The following is a 16,326-nucleotide window of genomic DNA, read 5'->3' as shown; positions in this document are numbered from 1 at the left end:
CTATTTATATTGTTTTATTGTTGGATAAAAACAATTTCTTGTCTTGAGTATGGCTGTAATTGTTCCTTGATGGCATCTTCGCAAGCCTTTGTCATTTCTTCGTAGACGATGATGTAGCGGTCAACTTCCTCAGTTACATTGTAAAGGTATGTTGATCGTTGGCTATCATATGCGCTAGGGAGATGAATAGCATTTTTGATGAGGTAATTATCCTCAGTTGAGATAGCTATAGGACTTCGTGTCGTTGATCGAACCTTCGCACCAATTTCTTGTGCAAGGAGAATTGGAAGCCACATATTTTCTTCAGTTCCGACTACTCTTACTTCATACGAGTCTCGATCTAGTGGGGAATCATCTAACTTAGAAATGAGAGTCTCAAGAGACTTGCTGTAATCTCTGAATTCAGTTTGAGTTAATCCAAGACGTGGATTATTTTTAGAAGATAAGGTAACCTTTTCATTTTGATCCAAGTTATTCTCGGGAAGACTCTGATCATCGATAGAAATAGTTGGAACATCATCCTTAAGGTGTCCCTTAATCAAGTAGATAGTGTCGATATTTTCTTCTTTATAAGTAGAAGCATGAGCCATATTTTGCCAGTTAAGGATGGAAGCCACTGCATACTTAGTTCTTTTATTCAATTTTTTAAATTCAGTAATGAAGTTAAGAATAGTATTTCCTGTCGTAATTTCATCTTCAATAAACAAAATAGTGTCATACTCAGGAATGACCTCACGGTAATACAATTTCTGATTTGTTGCGTGAGAATGTTCTTCTTCAAATGAAAGTGTTTGGATAGTTGTATCCAAATCTTCTCGAGTTGTTTGTAGGTAGAAAACGGCGTTTAGGTCATCATTTTCCAAACAAAAATGCATGATGGCTTGACCGATGGCAGTAGCAGTCTCGGCAAAGGCGATGATGAGTATGCGTTCTTGTGAACTTAAATGATCTTTAATTTGTTCGTAAAGTTCTTTAAAAAGCTGAATTGTTGTATTGGCTTGGCTAGGATAATGTTTAGCTTGATATTTATTAACAAAGAGATAGTCTCTTTTAGGATTCTTGTATCGTTTACAGATATGAATCAGATCATCTGGATTAAAGCTTGATTTATTTTCGATTATATTTACAAAATCATTTAGTTTTAATTGATAGGTCATATCAATACCTTTCTATGTAATGGTTCATTAGTTTACATATAGAATAGTAAAAATTGTACAGTTTTTTTGATTTATTTCTCCACCTTCAATTCATACAACCCTCTTACCGCATTACATCCGTAGATGGCCTGAGCCTGTTTCAGATCTTTTACAGTCAGGACTTTTTCTTTCAGCTTATTCTCAGCTATAAGACTTTGTCTGTAGATGCCATTTAAGAGGCCGAGGTGAACTGGTGGTGTGTAGAGTTGGTCTTCGATTTTAAGAACGATGTTACCGATAGAGGTTTCTAGGAGTTGTCCCTCGTGATTATAATAGATTTGTTCGTGAGGTTCGATACTAAGGTGAGGACGGTAACTTGTTTTAAAGAAGGCATAGGGGCTATCCAACGGATGTCTTTGCTCAACTAACCTTGCTTGGCAAAAGTCATCAGATAAGTTTGTTAATTGGCTATGTTCAAACTTCAGTTCACCATCTTTTTTAAGGGACAATTTAAGACGGTAGTCTGTGTCAAGATCTAGTGATTGGCACAGAGCTGTGGCTTGATTGTGAGCTTTTTCTGCATTGAAAGGATAGTCAAAGTATCGGCTACTCTCTTGTAAACGTTTTATATGCTCCTCCAGAAAGAGAAGTTTTCCTTGATGAATACGACCGGTAGAAATGAGATCAAATTTTGGGTTCTGACGGTATAGAACAGCAGCTTTTTGCTTGGTTTCTTCGTATTCGGATTCCCAGTTACTGTCCCAGGTAATCCCCCCTCCGACACCATAGATAGCCTTGGTTTCTTCCATTTGTAGTGTCCGAATGGCTACGTTGAAAATACTAGGTCCCTGTGGCACCAAGATTCCAATAGCTCCACAATAAACACCTCGAGGCTGTTTTTCAACCTTCTTAATAATCTCCATGGTTGCTATTTTTGGGGCACCTGTAATCGATCCGCATGGAAAAAGGGCTTGGAAGACATCGCATAAACTTCTATTTGTCAGGAGTTGCGTTTCAATTGTCGAAGTCATTTGCCAAACTGTAGAGTATTGTTCAACTTGGCAAAGGCTCTTAACATCTTCACTTCCTATTTTAGAAATACGATTCATGTCATTTCTAAGAAGATCAACAATCATCATATTTTCAGAGCGATTTTTTTGGTCCTGAGCTAGCCATCTTGCTTGTGCAAGGTCAGTTTCACTTGTTAAACCTCGATTGGTAGTACCTTTCATAGGACGAGTAGTCAACTTATCGCCATCTTTTTTAAAGAAGAGTTCTGGACTTATAGAAATGATAGAAACATCATCGTGCTGAATAAAGGCATTGTAATGGGCATTTTGCTCAACAACCAATCGATTGTAGATGACAAAGGGATCAGCTGTCAGGTTCTGTTGAAGTTGAACAGTATAATTGACCTGATAAGTATCACCTTGTCGAATATGGTGGTGTATATGCTCAATAGCAGCCTTGTATTCCTCAGCAGAAGTTAGCTCTTGCCAAGATTTTGGTAAGGTAATAGGGTCATAAGTAAGTGGAATAGGCTCTGTTTGAACAGTTTCATGAACAGTGAAGTAGAGGAGATACTCAGACATTAATGGACCATCAATAACCTGAAATTTTGTCTCGAAGGCAGGGGCTGCTTCATAGGAAACATAACCTACTGCATAATAACCTTCATTTTGATAGGCTTCGAGTTCATCTAAAAGGGGTTTGACATCCTTAATGTCCTTTGTTTTTAGTTCTTTAATGGTGTCTGTAAAGATTTGTCTGACACCAAGTTCTTTAAAATCAATAACAGTTTTCTTATGCATACTTAGAGTATAACATAAGAAGTTTCCCTCTGGTTCTTTTTCATGTTTTAATTATCTTTCTCAAAATTTTAACCAAAAATGAACTTTTCAGATAGTTTTACATATGTTATAATGATAGGGACTAAAAGAAGATTTTAGAGGGAAATATGACTGAAAAAAATAACTTTGAGAAAGGCAACAGCAACCTTTCAAACAATAAAATGAAAAAAGGCACTTCTAAGAATTCATGGAAGCACCAGATGTACGAGCTAGAAATAGCTATTGCTAAAGAGTCAAGTAACAAAAAAAGAAATGAACTCATTAAACTTCATAATGGCTATATGAGTGAGTATGATAGCTTAAAGAAACAAATCATATGGTTAGCCGTCTTGGGAATTTGTTTCTTATTAGTATTGGCAATTTTTGGTTATTTTATTTGGAATAGTTACAATAGTGAGAATATGTCTTATACATCATCTTGGCTTCAAGAGAGGGTACTGAGCACTTATAGAGCTTAGTGTTCTGATCCTAGTAAATAATAGAGTCTCTAGACAAAAGTCTAGGGATTTTTTGATATAAAAAGGGATTTAGTAAGTCAATATATAGTTATTAGCTATAACGATATCTAAGCAAAAGGAGATAACAGAAGTCGGTAACCCTTTATTTTATAGGGTATAGTCTAAAACTATATATAGAGAAAACTAATAGCAATTATACAGCTACCCATTTCTTTGGTAAGATAAGTTCAACAACAAAGAGGAGGACACAAGATGTCAACTACTATCATTGGTTTCCCACGTTTGGGTGAATTCCGCGAATTAAAATTTACAACAGAAAAATACTTTAGAAATGAAATTACTGCAGATGAACTTTTAGCAGCAGCCAAAGACTTGCGTGCAAAACACTGGAATATTGTTAAAGAGAAGGGTATCACTGAAATTCCTTCAAATGATTTTTCACATTACGATAACTTCCTTGATGCAGCTTTCCTTTTCAACGTCGTACCTGAATCTGTTCAAAACTTGGATTTGACAGATCTTGAACGTTACTTTGCTTTGGCGCGTGGTTACCAAGGTGAAAAAGGGGATGTACGTGCCCTTCCTATGAAAAAATGGTTTAATACTAACTACCATTACATCGTTCCTAAATTTGAAAAAACAACAGAAGTTAAACTTGCTGGTCACAAGATTTTTGATGAGTACCAAGAAGCAAAAGAATTGGGTCTTAATACACGTCCAGTTGTGGTTGGACCATTCACTTTCCTTCAATTGTCTGATTTTGAAGATGGTGTAAAAGCTGAAGACTTCGTAGATAGCTTTGTTTCTGCATACCAAGATGTCTTTGCAAAATTGGCAGAGCTTGGTGCTACTCGTATTCAACTCGATGAGCCAGCTCTTGTTAAAGATTTGACATCTGAAGAAAAAGCTCTCTTCTTGAACCTCTACAACAAGCTCTTGGCTGATAAGAAAGGCCTTGAAGTTTTGATTCAAACTTACTTTGGTGATGTTCGTGATGTCTACAATGACCTTGTGAACTTGCCAGTTGATGGTATTGGTCTTGACTTTGTTGAAGGTAAGAAAACACTTGAATTGGTTAAAGGTGGTTTCCCAGCTGATAAGATTCTCTATGCCGGTATCGTCAATGGTAAAAACATCTGGCGTAACAACTACGAGAAGAGCCTTGCAATTCTTGAACAAGTTCCAGCTGAAAATGTTGTTTTGACAACCTCTTGCTCACTTCTCCACGTACCATTTACAACTGCTAATGAAGATTTTGAACCAGCTATTTTGGACCACTTCGCCTTTGCGGTTGAAAAATTGGGTGAATTGCGTGACTTGGATGCCATCCGCAATGGTCAAGGTGCAGAAGCACTTGCTGCTAACAAAGAACTCTTTGCGACTGAGCGTGTTGGTGAAAATGCTGAGCTTCGTGCTCGTATTGCAGGTTTGACTGAAGCTGATTACACTCGTTTGCCAGCGTTTGCAGAACGTGAAGCGATTCAAAAGGATGCCTTCAAACTTCCATTGCTTCCAACCACAACTATCGGTTCATTCCCTCAAACTAAGGAAGTTCGTGCTAAACGTTTGGCTTTCCGTAAGAATGAATTGTCACAAGAAGAATACGATGCTTTCCTTGCTGAAATCACTGATGAATGGATTAAATGGCAAGAAGAAGTTGGATTTGACGTTCTTGTTCATGGTGAGTTTGAACGTAATGACATGGTTGAGTACTTCGGTCAGAACTTGTCAGGTTACCTCTTCTCTAAAAATGGTTGGGTTCAATCATACGGTATGCGTGGGGTTAAACCACCAATCATTTGGGGTGATGTCACTCGTCTTAACCCAATCACTGTTAAATGGTCTAGCTACGCACAAAGCCGTACAGACAAACCTGTTAAAGGCATGTTGACTGGACCTGTAACTATCCTTAACTGGTCATTCCCACGTGAGGACATCTCTATTAAGGATTCAACTCTTCAAATTGCTCTTGCAATCAAAGACGAAGTGCTTGACCTTGAAGCTGCAGGCGTGAAAATTATCCAAATTGACGAAGCTGCTCTTCGTGAAAAATTGCCACTCCGTCGTAGTGACTGGTATGAGGATTACCTTGACTGGGCAATTCCAGCTTTCCGTTTGGTACACTCAACTGTAGCATCAGATACACAAATCCACACTCATATGTGTTACTCAGAATTTACAGATATCATTCCAGCCATCGACAACTTGGATGCTGACGTTATCTCATTTGAAGCTAGTCGTTCAAATCTTGAAATCTTGGATGAACTTAAAGCTCAAAACTTCCAAACAGAAGTTGGACCTGGGGTTTACGATATCCACTCACCACGTGTCCCACAAGACGGTGAAATTGACCACACTATCGAAGCAATCTTGGCTAAAGTACCAAGCGGTAAAGTATGGATCAACCCTGACTGTGGTTTGAAGACTCGCGGAATCAAAGAAACTAAAGAAAGCTTGATCAAGCTTGTAGAAGCTGCAAAAGCAGCTCGCGAAAACTTGTAAGCGGAAGTTATCATATGTTGAAGACCTTCTTCCTTAAGTGTAGAAGGTTTTCAATAGCGAATAAATTTCTAAAGATTTTTGCAAGCAGGCTATGATTGACAAGTGTTTCACTATTTTTATGAAGTCAATAGGCACTTAAAACAGCTTTTGTCTTAACAAAAATCTAAAAAGAAGAAGGTATAAAATATGACAAGCCAAACACCATCACTCTCTTTTGAAGTCTTTCCACCTAACCCTGCAGTAGGTAACGAAAAAATTCTACGTGCCCTTGAGGATATGCAAGGATTGGCTCCACACTTTATCAGTGTGACAGCTAGTAATAACAAATATAATATCAAAGAGACGACGGTTCCTTTGGCAGATCATATTCAAAATGACCTAGCCATCCCAACGATTGCCCACCTTCCGGCTATCTATTTGAGTAAAGAAAAGGTTGCTGATACCTTACGTGACTTGGATGCTGTTGGTGTACACCGTATCTTAGCCCTACGTGGTGATATCATTCCTGGTGTGGAACCTCTTAAAGACTTTAGATATGCCACTGATTTGATTGAGTTTATTAAGGAAGAAGCTCCTCAATTTGATATCATCGGTGCCTGCTATCCTGAAGGGCATCCAGATTCGCCAAATCAAATCTCTGATATCCAAAACCTTAAGAAAAAGGTTGATGCAGGTTGTTCTAGCCTTGTAACTCAACTCTTCTTTGACAATGAACGTTTCTATGATTTTCAAGATAAATGTACCTTGGCTGGAATTGATGTACCGATTCATGCGGGTATTATGCCTATTTTGAATCGTAACCAAGCCCTACGTTTGCTTAAGACTTGTGAAAATATCCATTTACCACGTAAGTTCCGTGCCATTTTGGATAAGTATGAGCATGATCCTGAGTCACTTAGAGCAGCCGGTCTTGCTTATGCGATTGACCAGATTGTCGACCTTGTTACTCAAGATGTTGCAGGCGTTCACCTCTACACCATGAATAATGCAGAGACCGCTCGTCATATTCACGAAGCTACTCATTCTTTGTTTAAGCATCATTCACAAGTTAGCGCTCTATAATTGAATCATAAAATTACCACCTATAGATTAGTCTATAGGTGGTTGCTTGTTTCGAGTAGTAAAATGGGTGACTTGCTTACAATCCTAGTATTGTCGTGTATAAAAAAGACTTAGAGCTAAGCTCTAAGTCTTAAATATTATTCGCCTACGAAAGCATTGATTTCTACTTCGATATTCGCAATTTTTTCTTTAGCATCTGCTTCAGATTCACCAACTGTAGCGATGTAGAATTTGATTTTTGGTTCTGTACCTGAAGGACGAACGGCAAACCATGAATCATCAGCCAAGATGTATTTAAGTACGTTACTTGGAGGAGTTGTCAATTTTTCAACGCCGTCAGCAGTAGTAGCTGTTTGTTCCAAGAAGTCTTCTGTCTTAGCAATGTCTGTGTTGTTGAATTGTTTAGGAGCATTGCCACGGAATTTATCCATGATTTTCTTGATTTCAGCAGCTCCGTCAACACCTGAAAGGGTAACAGAGATAGTTTTTTCTGCGAAGTAACCATATTGTTTGTAGATTTCTTCGATACCATCTGCCAAAGTCATACCACGTGAGCGGTAGTAAGCTGCGATTTCAGCAACGATAAGAACGGCTTGGATAGCATCTTTGTCACGTACGAATGGTTTGATGAGGTAACCGAAGCTTTCTTCGAAACCAAGCATGTAAGTGTGGTTGTGTTGTGTTTCAAATTCATGAATTTTTTCACCGATAAATTTGAAACCAGTCAAAACGTTAAACATAGTCGCGCCGTAGCTTTCTGCAATCTTAGTTACCAACTCAGTTGATACGATTGATTTACAGAGGGCAGCATTTTCAGGAAGCGTACCAGCTGTTTTGTGAGCTTCAAGAATATATTTAGCAATGATAGCTCCGATTTGGTTACCAGAAAGGTTGAGGTAAGAACCGTCTGGTTGGCGGATTTCAACACCAAGACGGTCAGCATCTGGGTCAGTTGCAACCAATACATCAGCGTCTACTTTACGACCAAGTTCTTCAGCAAGAGCAAAAGCAGCTTGGCTTTCAGGGTTTGGAGATTTAACAGTTGAGAAGTCAGCATCTGGAACAGCTTGAGCTTCAACAACTTGAACTGCTTCAAATCCAGCTTGCGCAAGAGCACGACGAGCCAACATTTCACCAGTACCATGAAGTGGAGTGTAGACAATCTTCATGTCGCGACCGTATTCATTGATCAAGTCTTGGTTGATGTTAACACCTTTTACTTCTTTCAAATATTCAGCGTCGACGTTTTCACCGATAACTTCAATCAAGCCACTGGCTTTGCTTTCGTCAAGGTCAGCCAATTGGACAGTGAATGGATTTTCGATAGCACGGATGTAATCTGTCAATGCATCCGCATCTGCAGGTGGCATTTGTCCACCATCTTCACCGTATACTTTGTAACCATTAAATGGAGCAGGGTTATGGCTAGCTGTTACCATGATACCTGCAAATGTGTGGAGGTGACGAACAGCAAATGACAATTCAGGTGTTGGACGTAGGCTTTCAAATACATAAGATTTGATACCATGAGCAGCCAAAACTTGAGCAGATTCAAATGCAAACTCAGGAGAGAAGTGACGGCTATCGTAAGCGATAGCAACACCACGTTTTTTAGCTTCTTCCCCTTTTGAGTCGATCAATTGAGCCAAACCTTCAGTTGCTTGGCGAACAACGTAAATGTTAATACGGTTAGTACCAGCACCAATCAAACCACGCATACCTGCAGTACCGAATTCAAGGTTGGTATAGAAGGCATCTTCTTTCGTTTTTTCATCCATTGCGGCCAACTCATCACGAAGGTAAGCAGGCAATTCAGCGAAGTCGAGCCATTTTTGATAATTTTCAGTGTAAGACATAGCAATCTCCTTTATATTTTTAAACGCTTACATTATACCATAATTAAAAGAAAAAAACATGGTAATCACCATGTTTTTTCTTTATTTTTTCAATCTTAATAACACAGGTGTGATACTTAGGGTTAGCAGGCCAGCGATAATCATTTCAGCAATCGAATTTGTTGTGAAAATGGTTGCCATTAGTGTTTTTCCACCCGCTGTGTAGAAGTTAGGGATTAAGAAGTAGATGCCAATAAGTACGAAAAATGTATTTGTGAAAGCACCTAAAACCCCAGATAGAATCAAACCTAGACGGTTTTGAAGTAACTTGTAGACAAAGTAGGGGAAAATACCGATTAGGATGCGAGGGACGATGGCAATGACTGCAGATGCCCAAGTTCCCCCTTCAACAAAGGGACTAAAGAGATAGCTACTAACCGTATAAATGATTGTGTTACGAACAATACTCATAATTCCCATGAAACCACCCAAATAGGCTCCAATTTTAGGACCATAGACGATACTAGCAATAATAACTGGGATGTGCGTTAGGGTTGGTTTAATTGGAAGTACAAAAGCGGCAAAGATGGTTTGACTAAGTACTTCGATAACAACCATAGTCGCTATCAAGAGCGCTAACTGCGCTGTTTGGTTTGCTTTATTTTTCTTATTCATCATAAACTCCTTTTTATTCTCTACAAGGCTATTTTGTTAAAGCATTGTCAATAGATTCAATAATGTCATCGATATCAGCTAAGGCACCGCGTCCCGTATCTCCACAAGCCAGTAAACCTGATTTTGGAAGAATTTCTTGGTAGCCAAGGTCATGCAAAGTATCTAAATTTTTCCTAGTCAGTGGATTTTCATACATTTTCGTATTCATTGCAGGGGCAATTAGTTTTGGGGTAGTGCTAGGTAAAGCTAAAGCAGTAGCAGTAAGCATATTATCGGCAATACCATGTGCTAATTTGGCAATGGTATTTGCTGAAGCTGGAACTACAATAAAGAGGTCAGCTTCTTTTCCTAAGTCAATATGATTAATACGTTCAGCCAATTTTTCTTCCATGACATCAGTGTGAACAGGATTCTTCGAAAGGACTTGAAGTGTCAGAGGGGTGATAAAGGCTTGAGCAGCTTCAGTCATAATGACGTGAACGTCATAACCTTTTTTCTTTAACCTGCTTGTTAGATCAGCTGCTTTATAGGCGGATATTGATCCTGAAACAGCAAGGATGATACGTTTAGTCATGGCATATCCTTTCAAATAAAGCTTGAGCAATTGCAGATTTAGTCGTAACTTTCTCCTCGTTTTTTTCGTCAACAAGATAGGCAATATGCTGATCTGGAGTAATATCACTCAAGTCGTTGGCAACAATAATATCAGCTTTGTTGCGTTTCAGACTTGCACGAGCAACCTCAAAAAGCTCTTCTTTACTTACATTAACCAAAAGTTTGAAGCCAATCAATTGAATAGCAGGATTCCATTGTTTGACGAGGCTAATGACCTTCGGTGTTTTTTTAAGAAAAAGAACCTGATAATCAGAAGCTGAAGATATCTTGCTCTCAGTGTTAGATTTATGCAAGAATTGAGCGAGATCTTCGGTATCCTCCAATTCAGCGAAATCCGTCATATAAATAGGAGTATAATCAGAGACTGCCATACTATGGATAAGAACATCGTGCTCTTTGACGAGTGGCTCCATCTTTTTGAGAAGACTATCTACGTTCGTAATTTCTGTAATCTTTAGATTTTCTTTCGGTTCTGGTTTAACCGCTGTCTTGGTCGTTACTAAGGTTACTTGGTGACCCTTAGCCAAGAAAAGTTCAGCGATTTCCTTTCCTAGATAACCTGTTGAATGGTTTGTGATTCCACGTACAGCATCAATCTTTTCAGTGGTACCACCCGATGTAATCAAAATTTTCATAGTAGTATTGTACTAAAAATTGGGTCATTAGTAAATAAATAGTAGGTATTTTTGGGGTGTACCCCTATAAATTATAGTTATAACGATTTATAACAAAACAAAAACCGAACATTGAAAAGTAATTGACCAAAAATAATGCGTTTTTTATCAAACTCTGATATAATAGATTCTAGAAAAATATAGAGGAGTGTCTCATGAAAACAGATATCGAAATTGCTCAAAGTGTAGAATTAAAACCAATCACAGAAGTAGTTGAAAAAGTTGGAATCGGCTTTGACGATTTGGAACTCTACGGAAAATATAAGGCAAAATTGTCATTTGATAAGATCAATGCAGTCAAAGACAATAAGCCAGGAAAATTGATTTTGGTAACAGCCATCAACCCAACACCAGCAGGTGAAGGTAAATCAACCATGTCAATCGGTCTTGCAGACGCTCTTAACAAAATTGGTAAGAAAACAATGATTGCCCTTCGTGAACCATCACTTGGTCCGGTTATGGGAATCAAAGGTGGTGCTGCAGGTGGTGGTTACGCTCAAGTGCTTCCGATGGAAGATATCAACCTCCACTTCACAGGGGATATGCACGCTATTACTACAGCAAATAATGCTTTGTCAGCCCTTCTTGACAACCATATTCATCAAGGAAATGCTCTCGGCATTGACCAACGTCGTATCATTTGGAAACGTGTGGTTGACCTTAATGACCGTGCGCTTCGTCATGTAAACGTTGGTCTTGGCGGACCACTTAATGGTATTCCACGTGAAGATGGTTTTGATATTACTGTTGCGTCTGAAATCATGGCGATTCTTTGCTTGGCTACTGATATTAATGACCTTAAAGAACGTTTGGCAAATATTGTAGTTGCTTACCGTTATGATCGTACACCAGTTTATGTACGTGATCTTGAAATTGAAGGTGCGCTTACCCTTATTCTTAAAGATGCCATCAAACCAAACTTGGTACAGACAATTTATGGGACACCAGCCTTGGTACACGGTGGTCCATTTGCCAACATCGCTCACGGATGTAACTCAGTTCTAGCTACAGCTACAGCTCTTCGTTTGGCTGATTATACGATTACTGAAGCAGGTTTCGGTGCTGACCTTGGTGCTGAAAAATTCCTTGATATCAAGACTCCAAACCTCCCAACAACTCCTGATGCCGTTGTTATTGTTGCGACACTTCGTGCCCTTAAAATGCACGGTGGGGTAGCCAAAACGGACCTCTCTGAAGAAAATGTTCAGGCTGTTCGTGATGGCTTCGCAAACTTGAAACGTCATGTAGAAAACGTTCGTAAATTTGGTCTTCCAGCAGTCGTTGCTATTAACGAGTTTGTTGCTGATACAGAAGCTGAAATTGCAGCCCTTAAAGAACTTTGTGCAGAAATCGATGTTCCTGTTGAATTGGCTAGCGTTTGGGCTAATGGTGCTGATGGTGGTATTGACCTTGCCAACGCAGTAGTTGATGCTGTTGAAAATGGTAATGCCGACTATAAACGTCTTTATTCTGATGATGATAGCTTGGAAGAAAAAATCACTAAGATTGTTACTGAAATCTATGGTGGTAAATCAGTTGTCTTCGAGAAAAAAGCTAAGAACCAACTCAAACAATTTGCAGAATTCGGTTGGGATAAATTGCCAGTATGTATGGCTAAAACACAATATAGCTTCTCAGATAACCAATTCTTACTTGGAGCACCAGAAGGCTTTGATATCACTATCCGTGAATTTGTTCCTAAAACAGGTGCTGGATTTATCGTAGCTCTTACAGGTGATGTTATGACCATGCCTGGTCTTCCAAAAGCACCAGCAGCCCTCAAGATGGACGTAGCTGAAGACGGAACAGCTGTTGGTTTGTTCTAAGAAGAAATATCGATATAAAACAGTACCTATTGGTGCTGTTTTTTCGTTTCAGTTATGAAAAACTTAAGGAAAGTATAGTAGACTGAATCTAAATAAAAGAAGATCAAAGCACTAGATGATTATGTGTATTTTAGATATAATGATAAGACTTAGTCAAAGTGTTCTTTGTATCTTTGACACCTAACAAGGGGGATAACTATGATTAAAATACTACTAGTAGAAGATGATTTGAGTTTGTCCAACTCAGTTTTTGATTTTTTAGATGACTTTGCTGATGTTATGCAGGTCTTTGATGGTGATGAAGGCCTCTACGAAGCTGAAAGTGGCGTCTATGATTTGATTCTTTTAGACTTAATGTTACCTGAAAAAGATGGTTTCACTGTTCTTAGAGAATTACGTGATAAAGGTGTAACAACTCCTGTACTTATCATGACTGCCAAGGAAAGTCTAGACGATAAGGGACATGGTTTTGAACTTGGTGCGGATGACTATCTAACCAAACCTTTCTACTTAGAAGAGTTGAAGATGCGTATTCAAGCACTTTTGAAACGCTCTGGTAAATTTGACCAAAACACACTTTCTTTCGGTGATGTTCGTGTCAATCTTGCTACAAATTCAACCTTTGTGGGTGATAAAGAAGTAGAACTTCTTGGTAAAGAGTTTGATTTATTAGTTTATTTCTTACAAAATCAGAATGTGATCTTGCCTAAGTCACAAATTTTTGACCGTCTTTGGGGATTTGATAGTGATACCACGGTATCAGTTGTTGAAGTATACGTTTCTAAAATTCGTAAGAAACTTAAAGGAACAGACTTTGCTGCCAACCTCCAAACCTTGAGAAGTGTGGGGTACATTTTGAAGAATGCTGACTAAATTTTTCAATTATCTCTTTAGGAGAATCAAGTCAGAAGGATTTAAGTCTTTCATTCATTTCTTTGCCACTTTTTCTGGTATTTTCCTTGTCATGACTGTCATGATTTTGCAGATTCTGAGTTACGGCGTTTATTCAAATGTGGATTCTAGTCTGAAAATGGCAGCAACTAAGACCAATTCTTATTTAGAAATGGAAATGCTAAAACGGGAACTTTTTCTGACTTCTGAGGTAGATCAAAATAATACGACAACCATCTACCAAGCCTATGATACTAAAGGGTCGACAGATGAAACACCTGACTCGAGTGGCTCTAAAAAAGAATCTAAAAAGAAATCAAAGATGGAAGATGCCCCTCACGATTTATCTGTTGCGGCGAATACCAGTGTCTTAGTGCTTGATAAGAATGGAAAAGTCCTCAATGTCGTTGATAAATTTTCTAGCTTATCCAATTTACCAATAGATAAAAATAACATTGATGTTATCAGCAAGGGAAGCGCTCAGAATTATTTCGATCAAACCGAAAAGTATCGCCTGATTACTGAAAAAGTAGATAATAGTCTCTATCCTGATGCTAAGTACCTTGTTATTGCGATTAATACAACTCAATTGGAAGAAGCCACTGAACGTTATGTCAAGCTCATTGTCATCATGATGAGTTTCTTCTGGCTCCTATCTGTTGCGGCTAGTATGTATTTGGCCAAGTGGTCAAGACGTCCTATCCAGGAAAGTCTGGAGAAGCAGAAGGCATTTGTTGAAAATGCCAGTCACGAGTTACGGACACCGCTTGCTGTGATTCAAAACCGATTAGAAGTTCTTTTCCGCAAGCCTGAGAGCACCATTTTAGATAATTCAGAGAATATTGCTTCAAGTCTTGATGAAGTACGTAATATGCGTCTGTTGACGACAAATCTCTTGAACTTGGCTCGTCGTGACGATGGTATTAAGCCGGAAATCGAAACCTTAGAACCTGCTTTCTTTGATACAGTATTTACCAATTATGCCATGATTGCTGAAGAAAACGAGAAAGGATTTACGGCCCAAAACCAAGTTAGCCGTCCTATTCAGACTGATAAAACGCTACTGAAGCAGCTAATGACGATTTTATTTGATAATGCTATTAAGTATACAGAAGATGATGGACATGTTATCTTTTCGGTTCGCACTAATGACCGACATCTTTATATTTCGGTAGCTGATAATGGTCCTGGTATATCATATAGTGATAAGAAAAAAATCTTTGATCGCTTTTATCGCGTAGATAAGGCTAGAACCAGACAAAAAGGTGGGTTTGGACTGGGCTTATCCCTAGCGCAACAAATTGTTTTAGCTCTTAAAGGAACAATTGTTGTCAAGGACAATCATCCGAAGGGGACTATTTTTGAAGTTAAAATCACTGGAGTTTAATTAATAAAGAAAACCTGCTAGCCTATGGTCTAGCAGGTTTTTATGTTATAAGGTAATAAAAAAACTCCTAAATGGTGCTTTCAATTAGTTAGCCAATTTAGCTGCAAGACGTGATTTATCGCGGCTTGCTTTGTTTTTATGAATCAAACCTTTAGAAGCGGCTTTATCGATGCTAGCAGATGCAGCACGATAAGCTTCTTCAGTTGGGTTAGCGTTGAATGCTTTGATAGCAGTACGCAAAGCTGATTTTTGAGCTGAGTTTTGTTCGTTTTGTTTAACGTTAAGTTCAGCGCGTTTGATAGCTGATTTAATATTTGCCAATGTTTTCACCTCCAAAATTTATCTAACTATGTCATTATACGTTATTTTAGACCCCTTGGCAAGCTTTTTCTATTTTTTTAAGTGGATGAAGTCGATTTTATGATTGTCTCCCTTATGAAGAATCAGTTCGGCTCGGCTTCGTGTAGGTTCGATATAATTTTCCAGGTTAACCAAATTGATATCACGCCAAGTTTTTTGTGCTAAAGATAAGGCTTCATCTTTACTGAATTTAGTGAAACGATGGTAATAGTTATTTTCATCTTTCTTGGCGAGCTCAAGAAGGGTTTGAAAACGTTCGAGATACCATGATTCGATATTATTAACTTCAGCATCAATGTAAAGAGAAAAATCGAAATAGTCACTCATGTAGAGTCTTTGGTTAATAGGATTCTGGAAAACATTAATCCCTTCGACAATCAAAAAATTGGGCTGTCTGATTTCTTGTGTAAGACCTGGTACAATATCATAAATTTCATGGGAGTAAACAGGAATATTGACATCACCACCATTTTTTATAGTATCTAAAAAATTGAGAAGAAGCGGCATATCGTAGGATTCAGGGAAACCCTTACGGTTAAGGATGTCTTTTTCTTTCAAGACTTGGTTAGGATAGAGAAAGCCATCGGTTGTTACAAGTTCAACCTTAGATTGGGGGAAGGTACGTTGTAACAAGAGTTGAAGCAAACGACTGGTAGTGGATTTGCCAACAGCAACTGAACCAGATACCCCAATAATAAATGGACGATTAGTCTGTGATTTTTGTAAAAAGATACTCTTAGAAAAGGTTAAATCATTGGCCGTTTTCTGATAGATACGAATGAGATTGATAAGGGGAAGATAAATATCACTAACTTCTTGCACATCGATCTTGTCATTAAGGCTACGAATGGAATCAAGTTCTTCCGCAGTCAATGGGGCATTACCTTCTTTATGAAGGCGTTGCCACTCCTTACGTGATATCGTTTCGAAATTGATAAATTCATTTAACATAGCTAACATTATAGCAGAAAAAAAGCCGGAATGTAAGCCTTATCATATCACTAGCCTTACTTTGGTATTTATGATACGATAAAGGGAAAAGACTATCTAGAAGG

At 38.4% G+C, this 16,326-nt stretch carries 14 protein-coding genes; 6 read left to right on the top strand and 8 right to left on the bottom strand.

Features of this window, described 5'->3' with window-relative positions; all coding sequences use genetic code 11:
* Positions 1-14: 14 nt before the first annotated feature.
* Complete coding sequence (locus NYE32_RS05840) at positions 15-1,157, bottom strand: phosphoribosyltransferase domain-containing protein (RefSeq protein WP_156685125.1); 1,143 nt, start codon at positions 1,155-1,157, stop codon at positions 15-17.
* A 71-nt stretch (positions 1,158-1,228) separates the two neighbouring features.
* Positions 1,229-2,947 (bottom strand): aminodeoxychorismate synthase component I, encoded by a 1,719-nt coding sequence (gene pabB / locus NYE32_RS05835; RefSeq protein ID WP_156685124.1) that lies wholly within the window; start codon positions 2,945-2,947, stop codon positions 1,229-1,231.
* A gap of 146 nt (positions 2,948-3,093) precedes the next feature.
* On the opposite strand from pabB, the gene NYE32_RS05830 reads away from it, so the two are divergent.
* From NYE32_RS05830 to metF, 3 genes are all read left to right on the top strand, one after another.
* Positions 3,094-3,444 carry a hypothetical protein gene (locus NYE32_RS05830; RefSeq protein WP_037600816.1) on the top strand — a complete coding sequence of 117 codons (351 nt, stop codon included), beginning with the start codon at positions 3,094-3,096 and terminating at the stop codon, positions 3,442-3,444.
* 252 nt (positions 3,445-3,696) lie between these two features.
* Entirely contained in the window at positions 3,697-5,946 is a 2,250-nt protein-coding gene (gene metE, locus NYE32_RS05825; RefSeq protein ID WP_073689926.1) for a 5-methyltetrahydropteroyltriglutamate--homocysteine S-methyltransferase, read from the top strand.
* Between the two features lie 186 nt (positions 5,947-6,132).
* A complete protein-coding gene (metF, locus tag NYE32_RS05820) occupies positions 6,133-7,008 on the top strand; it encodes a methylenetetrahydrofolate reductase [NAD(P)H] (RefSeq protein WP_014634607.1) in 876 nt (291 codons plus the stop codon).
* A gap of 137 nt (positions 7,009-7,145) precedes the next feature.
* Here metF and NYE32_RS05815 read toward each other — a convergent pair whose 3' ends face one another.
* The 4 genes from NYE32_RS05815 to NYE32_RS05800 all read right to left on the bottom strand — a co-directional run bounded on the left by NYE32_RS05815 (position 7,146) and on the right by NYE32_RS05800 (position 10,768).
* Positions 7,146-8,864 (bottom strand): phospho-sugar mutase, encoded by a 1,719-nt coding sequence (locus NYE32_RS05815; RefSeq protein WP_073689925.1) that lies wholly within the window; start codon positions 8,862-8,864, stop codon positions 7,146-7,148.
* 81 nt (positions 8,865-8,945) lie between these two features.
* A complete protein-coding gene (locus tag NYE32_RS05810) occupies positions 8,946-9,518 on the bottom strand; it encodes an ECF transporter S component (RefSeq protein WP_004182389.1) in 573 nt (190 codons plus the stop codon).
* Positions 9,519-9,546: 28 nt separating this feature from the next.
* Positions 9,547-10,092 (bottom strand): phosphopantothenoylcysteine decarboxylase, encoded by a 546-nt coding sequence (gene coaC / locus NYE32_RS05805; RefSeq protein ID WP_004182390.1) that lies wholly within the window; start codon positions 10,090-10,092, stop codon positions 9,547-9,549.
* A complete protein-coding gene (locus NYE32_RS05800) occupies positions 10,085-10,768 on the bottom strand; it encodes a phosphopantothenate--cysteine ligase (protein WP_073689924.1) in 684 nt (227 codons plus the stop codon). The genes coaC and NYE32_RS05800 overlap by 8 nt, the downstream gene beginning before the upstream one ends.
* Positions 10,769-10,962: 194 nt before the next feature.
* On the opposite strand from NYE32_RS05800, the gene NYE32_RS05795 reads away from it, so the two are divergent.
* The 3 genes from NYE32_RS05795 to NYE32_RS05785 all read left to right on the top strand — a co-directional run bounded on the left by NYE32_RS05795 (position 10,963) and on the right by NYE32_RS05785 (position 14,911).
* Positions 10,963-12,633 (top strand): formate--tetrahydrofolate ligase, encoded by a 1,671-nt coding sequence (locus NYE32_RS05795; protein WP_004182072.1) that lies wholly within the window; start codon positions 10,963-10,965, stop codon positions 12,631-12,633.
* 198 nt (positions 12,634-12,831) lie between these two features.
* Positions 12,832-13,506 carry a response regulator transcription factor gene (locus tag NYE32_RS05790; RefSeq protein WP_049546057.1) on the top strand — a complete coding sequence of 225 codons (675 nt, stop codon included), beginning with the start codon at positions 12,832-12,834 and terminating at the stop codon, positions 13,504-13,506.
* Positions 13,496-14,911, top strand: coding sequence for a HAMP domain-containing sensor histidine kinase (locus tag NYE32_RS05785; protein WP_073689923.1), 1,416 nt, complete (start codon positions 13,496-13,498; stop codon positions 14,909-14,911). The genes NYE32_RS05790 and NYE32_RS05785 overlap by 11 nt, the downstream gene beginning before the upstream one ends.
* 84 nt (positions 14,912-14,995) lie before the next feature.
* On the opposite strand, the gene rpsT is transcribed toward NYE32_RS05785, so the two are convergent.
* Positions 14,996-15,232, bottom strand: coding sequence for a 30S ribosomal protein S20 (rpsT, locus tag NYE32_RS05780; RefSeq protein ID WP_037597891.1), 237 nt, complete (start codon positions 15,230-15,232; stop codon positions 14,996-14,998).
* 69 nt (positions 15,233-15,301) lie between these two features.
* A complete protein-coding gene (coaA, locus tag NYE32_RS05775; RefSeq protein ID WP_037597889.1) occupies positions 15,302-16,222 on the bottom strand; it encodes a type I pantothenate kinase in 921 nt (306 codons plus the stop codon).
* Between the last annotated feature and the right edge of the window lie 104 nt (positions 16,223-16,326).

It is taken from the genome of Streptococcus sp. FSL R7-0248, from assembly GCF_037967965.1.
In the GTDB taxonomy this organism is placed as follows: Bacteria; Bacillota; Bacilli; order Lactobacillales; family Streptococcaceae; genus Streptococcus.
The sequence above is the reverse complement of the archived record's forward strand: the minus strand, read 5'-3'. Positions and strand labels throughout refer to the sequence as shown.

Bases quoted from the DNA above. Each gene is read 5' to 3' on its own strand.
- NYE32_RS05840 (WP_156685125.1), bottom strand. From the start codon at position 1,157: ATGACCTATCAATTAAAACTAAATGATTTTGTAAATATAATCGAAAAT.
- pabB (WP_156685124.1), bottom strand. From the start codon at position 2,947: ATGCATAAGAAAACTGTTATTGATTTTAAAGAACTTGGTGTCAGACAA.
- NYE32_RS05830 (WP_037600816.1), top strand. From the start codon at position 3,094: ATGACTGAAAAAAATAACTTTGAGAAAGGCAACAGCAACCTTTCAAAC.
- metE (WP_073689926.1), top strand. From the start codon at position 3,697: ATGTCAACTACTATCATTGGTTTCCCACGTTTGGGTGAATTCCGCGAA.
- metF (WP_014634607.1), top strand. From the start codon at position 6,133: ATGACAAGCCAAACACCATCACTCTCTTTTGAAGTCTTTCCACCTAAC.
- NYE32_RS05815 (WP_073689925.1), bottom strand. From the start codon at position 8,864: ATGTCTTACACTGAAAATTATCAAAAATGGCTCGACTTCGCTGAATTG.
- NYE32_RS05810 (WP_004182389.1), bottom strand. From the start codon at position 9,518: ATGAATAAGAAAAATAAAGCAAACCAAACAGCGCAGTTAGCGCTCTTG.
- coaC (WP_004182390.1), bottom strand. From the start codon at position 10,092: ATGACTAAACGTATCATCCTTGCTGTTTCAGGATCAATATCCGCCTAT.
- NYE32_RS05800 (WP_073689924.1), bottom strand. From the start codon at position 10,768: ATGAAAATTTTGATTACATCGGGTGGTACCACTGAAAAGATTGATGCT.
- NYE32_RS05795 (WP_004182072.1), top strand. From the start codon at position 10,963: ATGAAAACAGATATCGAAATTGCTCAAAGTGTAGAATTAAAACCAATC.
- NYE32_RS05790 (WP_049546057.1), top strand. From the start codon at position 12,832: ATGATTAAAATACTACTAGTAGAAGATGATTTGAGTTTGTCCAACTCA.
- NYE32_RS05785 (WP_073689923.1), top strand. From the start codon at position 13,496: ATGCTGACTAAATTTTTCAATTATCTCTTTAGGAGAATCAAGTCAGAA.
- coaA (WP_037597889.1), bottom strand. From the start codon at position 16,222: ATGTTAAATGAATTTATCAATTTCGAAACGATATCACGTAAGGAGTGG.